Source organism: Pseudomonas sp. G1002, assembly GCF_013385455.1.
Lineage (GTDB): Bacteria > Pseudomonadota > Gammaproteobacteria > Pseudomonadales > Pseudomonadaceae > Aquipseudomonas.
Genome location: NZ_JACAPY010000049.1, coordinates 71,913 through 78,432 on the forward strand (window position 1 = coordinate 71,913; position 6,520 = coordinate 78,432).

The following is a 6,520-nucleotide window of genomic DNA, read 5'->3' on the forward strand; positions in this document are numbered from 1 at the left end:
TATCGCCAATTCGAGACCCGCCATGACCACCGTCCGCACGCGCATCGCGCCATCGCCTACTGGGGATCCCCACGTAGGTACTGCTTACATCGCCTTGTTCAACTACTGCTTTGCCAAGCAGCATGGCGGTGAATTCATCCTGCGGATCGAAGACACCGATCAACTGCGCTCCACGCGCGAGTCGGAACAGCAGATTTTCGATGCCCTGCGCTGGTTGGGCATTACCTGGGCTGAAGGCCCGGACGTCGGCGGCCCCCACGGCCCGTATCGCCAGAGCGAGCGCAGCGACATCTACAAGCAGTACACCCAGCAACTGGTCGACATGGGCCATGCCTTCCCGTGCTTCTGCACCGCCGAAGAGCTGGACCAGATGCGCGCCGAGCAGCAGGCCCGTGGCGAAACCCCGCGCTATGACGGTCGCGCGCTGCTGCTGTCGAAGGAAGAAGTGGCCCAGCGCCTGGCTGCCGGCGAGCCGCACGTCATCCGCATGAAGGTGCCGAGCGAAGGCGTGTGCGTGGTGCCGGACATGCTGCGCGGTGACGTCGAGATCCCGTGGGACCGCATGGACATGCAAGTGCTGATGAAGACCGACGGCCTGCCGACGTACTTCCTGGCCAACGTGGTGGACGACCACCTGATGGGCATCACCCACGTACTGCGTGGCGAAGAGTGGCTGCCATCGGCGCCGAAACTGATCCTGCTGTACGAGTACTTCGGCTGGGAACAACCGCAGCTGTGCTACATGCCGCTGCTGCGTAACCCGGACAAGAGCAAGCTGTCCAAGCGCAAGAACCCGACCTCGGTGACTTTCTACGAGCGCATGGGCTTCATGCCCGAAGCGATGCTCAACTACCTGGGCCGCATGGGCTGGTCGATGCCGGACGAGCGCGAGAAGTTCTCGTTGCAGGAAATGGTCGATAACTTCGACCTGTCCCGTGTGTCCCTGGGTGGGCCGATCTTCGACATCGAGAAGCTGTCGTGGCTCAACGGCCAGTGGCTGCGTGACCTGCCGGTGGAAGAGTTCGCCAGCCGCGTGCAGCAGTGGGCGTTGAACCCCGAGTACATGATGAAGATCGCGCCGCTGGTGCAGGGCAGGGTGGAGACCTTCAGCCAGGTCGCACCGTTGGCGAGTTTCTTCTTTGCCGGTGGCGTGAACCCGGACGTGAAGCTGTTTGAGTCGAAGAAACTCTCGGGTGACCAGGTTCGCCAGTTGATGCAGTTGATCCTGTGGAAGCTCGAAAGCCTGCGCCAGTGGGATAAGGATGCGATTACCGCGACTATCCAGGCGGTGGTTGAATCCCTGGAACTGAAATTGCGCGATGCGATGCCGCTGATGTTTGCCGCGATCACCGGGCAGGCGAGTTCTGTGTCGGTGCTCGATGCGATGGAAATTCTGGGCCCGGACCTGACTCGCTTCCGTCTGCGCCAAGCCCTTGATTTGCTTGGTGGTGTGTCGAAGAAAGAAAACAAGGAATGGGAAAAGCTGCTGGGCGCTATCGCTTAAGCACGCTGTTGTAACGGCCAAACCCCGGTTTTCCGGGGTTTGCTCGGTAAGTGATTGTTATCTCGGCAAAAAATTTTGAAAATTGTTGAAAATAAATTTGACACGTTTCGAATACGCCATTAAGATTCGCCCCGTCCTCACCGACGAGGGGCTATAGCTCAGCTGGGAGAGCGCTTGCATGGCATGCAAGAGGTCAACGGTTCGATCCCGTTTAGCTCCACCAATTTACAGGTTCAAGGTCTGGCCACACCGTCCTTGAATTCGATCAGACTCAGCCTGATCACGTTGTATAGAAGGTTTGTGTCCCCTTCGTCTAGTGGCCTAGGACACCGCCCTTTCACGGCGGTAACAGGGGTTCGAGTCCCCTAGGGGACGCCAGTTTCAACAAGCAGTTCGAAAGGTCTGCTGCGCCGCGAGGCGAAAAATCCGGGGCTATAGCTCAGCTGGGAGAGCGCTTGCATGGCATGCAAGAGGTCAACGGTTCGATCCCGTTTAGCTCCACCAATTTACAGGTTCAAGGTCTGGCCACACCGTCCTTGAATTCGATCAGTCCTCAGCGCTGATCAGTTGTACAGAAGGTTTGTGTCCCCTTCGTCTAGTGGCCTAGGACACCGCCCTTTCACGGCGGTAACAGGGGTTCGAGTCCCCTAGGGGACGCCACGATTACCCGCTCTGCGGGATTTTTAAGGGTCATTCAATTATTGAATGGCCCTTTTGTTTGTCTGGCGTTTGGCCAACCCTCCTTCCTTTTTCCCTGAATGTTCTTCTGACCAATGGTCATGCCTGTGGCTTGCGAAATATTATTATGGTAATAATATTCGAAGCATGAGATTCGGAGGCAACGATGAACGATAAAAAAGCGCAAACCCGCGAACGCATTCTGCAAGCTGCCGGCGCCGCCCTGGTACAACGCGGCCCGGCCGAGCCGAGTGTGGGCGAAGTCATGGGCGCGGCGGGGCTTACCGTCGGCGGTTTCTACGCGCACTTTGAAAGCAAGGACGCACTGATGCTGGAGGCCTTCACCGAGTTGCTGGCCCGGCGTCGCGCCGCCGTCGATGACATGGACTCCTCGCTGACCGGTGAAGAGCGTCGCGCGCTGGTCGCAGCGTTCTACCTGTCGCGTAAACACCGTGACTCCACCAGCCAGGCGTGCCCGATCCCGTCCACCGTGGGCGAGATGAGCCGCCTGCCGGACGAATTTCGCCAGGCCTTGAACGAACACTGCGAACTGATGGCAGCACAGCTGGCCGCCAGCCCGGAAGACACCGACAAGGCCCTGGCCGACATGGCGCTGATGATCGGCGGCTTGTCGCTGGCCCGCGCCCTGGGCCCGGGTGAGTTATCGGATCGTGTATTGCGTGCGGCCAAGTCCGCAGTGCGTTAAGAACGGCTTCTGGCCTGAGGGATGAGCGATGGGCACGTTGAAATGGATTCGTGGCGTCAATGGCACCTTGGGCCGGCTGGCGCCGCAAACGGTGGCCAGCAAGATGCGTCGGGTGTTCATGACGCCTCGCGATTTGCCGCCCCGTGATTGGGAGCTGCCGCTGCTGGCGCAGTCCGAGCGCATCACTTTGCGTTTCGGCCTGTCGGCGCTGAAGTGGGGCCAGGGCCCTGCGGTGCTGTTGATGCACGGCTGGGAAGGGCGCCCGACGCAATTCGCCAGCCTGATCAGCGCATTGGTGGACGCGGGTTATTCGGTGGTTGCGCTGGACGGCCCGGCCCACGGGCGTTCGCCGGGGCGCGAAGCCCATGTGCTACTGTTTGCCCGTGCCATGCTGGAAGCGGCTGCCGAACTGCCACCGCTGCATGCGGTTGTCGGTCACTCCATGGGTGGGGCCAGCGCGATGTTGGCGGTGCAGTTGGGCTTGCGCACCAAGGCGTTGGTCAGCATCGCCGCACCCTCGCGGTTTCTCGACGTACTGCGCGGCTTTGCCGGCATGGTCGGTTTGCCGGCGCGAGCGCGTTCGGCGTTTATCCAGGAGGTCGAGCTGACGATGGGCATGCCTCTCAAGCACCTCGATGTCGCCCACTATCAAATGAATATCCCGGGCCTGATCGTGCATGCCGAAGACGATACCTTCGTCTCGGTCAAGGCTTGCCAGGTCATCCATGACGCCTGGTTCGACAGCCGCCTGCTGCGCCTGGAGCAGGGCGGGCACCAGAAAGTGCTGGCGGATCCGCGTGTGATCGAAGGCGTGCTGGCGCTGCTGGCCGGCCGCCACGTGTCGGAGCGCCAAACCGCCTGAGCCATGGGTTACACTGCTCGCCGCCGACATTAATCGACCGGGAGCACCCCATGGGCTGGGATTTGGCAACGCCGTTTATCATCGATCTGCAGGTCGGTGCCGACGACATCGACGGTCTGGGGCACGCCAACAACGCCGTTTACGTGTCCTGGCTCGAACGCTGCGCCTGGCGCCATTCCCAGCGCCTGGGGCTGGACCTTAGCGAGTACCGCAGGCTGGATCGCGCGATGGCCGTGGTGCGTCATGAGATCGATTACCTCGCCGCCGGTTACGAGGGCGATGAGCTGCAGTTGGCGACCTGGATCGTCGACTGGGACCAGCGCCTGAAAATGACCCGACGCTTCCAGCTGGTACGCCCGCGTGATGGCGCTACCTTGCTGCGAGCGCAAACCACCTTTGTCTGCATCGAACTGTCCAGCGGCAAGCCCAAGCGCATGCCGTCGGAATTTCTTGAGGGTTATGGCCCTGCGCTGCAAGGCGAATTACCTGCCAGCGTCTGAAACCAGTAAACTGCGCCACGTTTTTCGTTGAGTGTTTTCCATGCAAATTGCTTTGGCGCCCATGGAGGGGTTGGTCGACAACATCCTGCGGGACGTGCTGACCCGGGTCGGTGGTATTGATTGGTGCGTGACCGAGTTCATCCGGGTCAACGACCGCCTGCTGACGCCTGCCTATTTCCACAAACTCGCCCCTGAGTTGCTGCACGGTGCCAAGACCGCTGCCGGCGTGCCGCTGCGTGTGCAGTTACTCGGTTCAGACCCGGTGTGTTTGGCGGAAAACGCCGCCCTGGCGTGTGAGCTGGGCTCTCAGGTGGTTGACCTCAACTTCGGTTGCCCGGCCAAGACCGTGAACAAGTCCCGTGGCGGTGCGGTGCTGCTCAAGGAGCCGGAGCTGCTTAACCAGATCGTCGAACACGTACGGCGTGCGGTGCCGGCGCATATTCCCGTCACGGCCAAGATGCGCCTGGGCTTCGACAGCCCCGACGGTGCCCTGGTGTGCGCCACGGCCCTGGCCGAAGGCGGCGCAGCACATATCGTGGTGCATGCCCGCACCAAGGCTGACGGCTACAAACCTCCGGCGCACTGGGAGTGGATCCCGCGTGTGCAAGAGGTGGTCAAGGTGCCAGTGTTCGCCAACGGTGATATCTGGAGCGTTGAAGACTGGCGGCGGTGTCGCGAAATCAGCGGTGTCGAAGACATCATGCTCGGTCGCGGCCTGGTGGCCCGTCCCGACCTGGCCCGGCAGATTGCTGCCGCGCGGGCCGGGGAAGAGGTGGTCGAGATGACTTGGGCGCAGATGCAACCCATGCTCCAGGAATTCTGGCGGCAATCCGTTGAGCAATTGACCGAGCGCCAGGCGCCGGGACGCTTGAAGCAATGGCTGGCGATGCTGACCCGCAACTATCCCGAAGCAGTTGAACTATTTACGCTGATGCGGCGGGAAACCGACCTGGAGCAGGTAGGACGATTGTTAGGGGTGCCTGATTCGGTTGCGCTGCAAAATTGAGTACATATATATAAGCGTTTCAATCCAGTAGGAAAGGGTGCCGTGGGCGCCCTTTTTTTTGCTTGAAATAAGGCCGCGGATCGTTAACAGCGAGTGTTTGTGGGCACGTGACTAGAGCTTTTTGATTGCTTTATATATGTGAGCAAGTTTCTTGTTTGCTACAGAGTCTTGCGGTGTCAGCGGCGCATATTTTTAAGTTTTGTTAGTTGGAGTATGAGGGGCGCGCGCAATAACACAGATATGAATGACTGGCGTGGGTGAGTGATTTCATCAATTTGCCTTAACGGCTGACTGTTGCCTGATATATCCATTTTGCCCACGGCGACCACCGGGTAAGCATGATGTTTTACGGAAAGTCCATAGGATAAAGTCTCTATTTTCATTTGATTTCCTTATGTGAAGGCCGATTTTCGGAACCCGATGCTCGCAACACCCACGAAAGTAGGGAGTGTGCAGCACTCGGGTTTGTTTCCAGTCCAGAACCTGGACGGTCTGTTTGCAGACCGCTGAAGGAGTTTTGGCAATCACTGAATAAGGATTTGTTTATGTCTAATTTGTCGGTCAATAATTTCCCTCGCTTGACTAATGACTTCAATCAGCAGAATGCAGACCTGCCAAAGTCTGTCGACAAGAGCGCCGGCGAAATCCGGGCGAATACGCCCGGCACAGTATTGAAAAACAATCCCGCCGTGGTGACGGATGGAACCGTCACCTTCAACAAGGATGCACTCGAGAAGTTGTTCGAGTTGTTTGAATATGCATTCAAGGCCATACGGAACATGCTGTCCGGGCAGGGGGGGATGCCCAAGTTGGTACCCGATGCTGGCCCGCTGCCTAAACCCGAAAAGAGTAGCGATACTCCGGTGAAGGATAAGGCGGACAGTAAATCGAATGTGCCGGACACTGCGGCCAAGGACAAGGCGGGGACTGACTCGCAAGTGCCGAACACTGTAGCCAAGGACAAAGCCGAGACCAACTCGCCGGTATTGAACACTGCACTCAAGGACAAGTCCGGGACCAACCCTGAGGTGTCAGTACAGAAAGACAAGCCAGCAAACAATCCAGCGGTCCCGAGTTCCGAGGTTAAGGTAACGCCTAAACCCCTGCCAGAGCCCCGCAGGCCAGACCCCGCATCGGGCAAGGACGTGCAGCCGAACGCCCGGAGCAGTTCCGACGTGAACGTCACGGTCCAAGTGATGAACTGCCATTGCCCTCACCCGGATGCAACGAAGCCGGTCCCGCCTAAGCCCGATGCACCGGTCCC

At 59.3% G+C, this 6,520-nt stretch carries 7 protein-coding genes and 4 tRNA genes; 10 read left to right on the forward strand and 1 reads right to left on the reverse strand.

Annotated elements, in window-relative coordinates; genetic code table 11:
• Positions 1–22 precede the first annotated feature (22 nt).
• The 9 genes from gltX (at position 23) to HX801_RS28410 (ending at position 5,256) form a co-directional block, all read left to right on the forward strand.
• Entirely contained in the window at positions 23–1,504 is a 1,482-nt protein-coding gene (gene gltX, locus HX801_RS28370; protein WP_177023162.1) for a glutamate--tRNA ligase, read from the forward strand.
• Between the two features lie 147 nt (positions 1,505–1,651).
• A tRNA-Ala gene (locus tag HX801_RS28375) sits at positions 1,652–1,727 on the forward strand.
• Positions 1,728–1,806: 79 nt separating this feature from the next.
• A tRNA-Glu gene (locus HX801_RS28380) sits at positions 1,807–1,882 on the forward strand.
• A 50-nt stretch (positions 1,883–1,932) separates the two neighbouring features.
• A tRNA-Ala gene (locus tag HX801_RS28385) sits at positions 1,933–2,008 on the forward strand.
• Positions 2,009–2,088: 80 nt separating this feature from the next.
• Positions 2,089–2,164, forward strand: a tRNA-Glu gene (locus HX801_RS28390).
• A gap of 184 nt (positions 2,165–2,348) precedes the next feature.
• A complete protein-coding gene (locus tag HX801_RS28395; protein ID WP_003214462.1) occupies positions 2,349–2,888 on the forward strand; it encodes a TetR/AcrR family transcriptional regulator in 540 nt (179 codons plus the stop codon).
• A 28-nt stretch (positions 2,889–2,916) separates the two neighbouring features.
• Complete coding sequence (locus HX801_RS28400; protein ID WP_177023163.1) at positions 2,917–3,750, forward strand: alpha/beta hydrolase; 834 nt, start codon at positions 2,917–2,919, stop codon at positions 3,748–3,750.
• A 50-nt stretch (positions 3,751–3,800) separates the two neighbouring features.
• On the forward strand, positions 3,801–4,250 hold the full coding sequence (locus HX801_RS28405) for a thioesterase family protein (RefSeq protein WP_003214456.1): 450 nt from the start codon (positions 3,801–3,803) through the stop codon (positions 4,248–4,250).
• A gap of 40 nt (positions 4,251–4,290) precedes the next feature.
• Positions 4,291–5,256: a tRNA-dihydrouridine synthase gene (locus HX801_RS28410; RefSeq protein ID WP_003214454.1), complete on the forward strand. Its 966-nt coding sequence runs from the start codon at positions 4,291–4,293 to the stop codon at positions 5,254–5,256.
• 176 nt (positions 5,257–5,432) lie between these two features.
• Here the strand turns inward: HX801_RS28410 and HX801_RS28415 are convergent, their stop codons facing one another.
• Positions 5,433–5,639 carry a hypothetical protein gene (locus HX801_RS28415; protein ID WP_134326072.1) on the reverse strand — a complete coding sequence of 69 codons (207 nt, stop codon included), beginning with the start codon at positions 5,637–5,639 and terminating at the stop codon, positions 5,433–5,435.
• Between the two features lie 162 nt (positions 5,640–5,801).
• On the opposite strand from HX801_RS28415, the gene HX801_RS28420 reads away from it, so the two are divergent.
• Positions 5,802–6,520: adhesin (locus HX801_RS28420; RefSeq protein ID WP_177023164.1), on the forward strand; the 719-nt coding region annotated here is incomplete at its 3' end.

Bases quoted from the DNA above. Each gene is read 5' to 3' on its own strand.
- HX801_RS28415 (WP_134326072.1), bottom strand. From the start codon at position 5,639: ATGAAAATAGAGACTTTATCCTATGGACTTTCCGTAAAACATCATGCT.
- HX801_RS28405 (WP_003214456.1), top strand. From the start codon at position 3,801: ATGGGCTGGGATTTGGCAACGCCGTTTATCATCGATCTGCAGGTCGGT.
- HX801_RS28400 (WP_177023163.1), top strand. From the start codon at position 2,917: ATGGGCACGTTGAAATGGATTCGTGGCGTCAATGGCACCTTGGGCCGG.
- HX801_RS28395 (WP_003214462.1), top strand. From the start codon at position 2,349: ATGAACGATAAAAAAGCGCAAACCCGCGAACGCATTCTGCAAGCTGCC.
- gltX (WP_177023162.1), top strand. From the start codon at position 23: ATGACCACCGTCCGCACGCGCATCGCGCCATCGCCTACTGGGGATCCC.
- HX801_RS28410 (WP_003214454.1), top strand. From the start codon at position 4,291: ATGCAAATTGCTTTGGCGCCCATGGAGGGGTTGGTCGACAACATCCTG.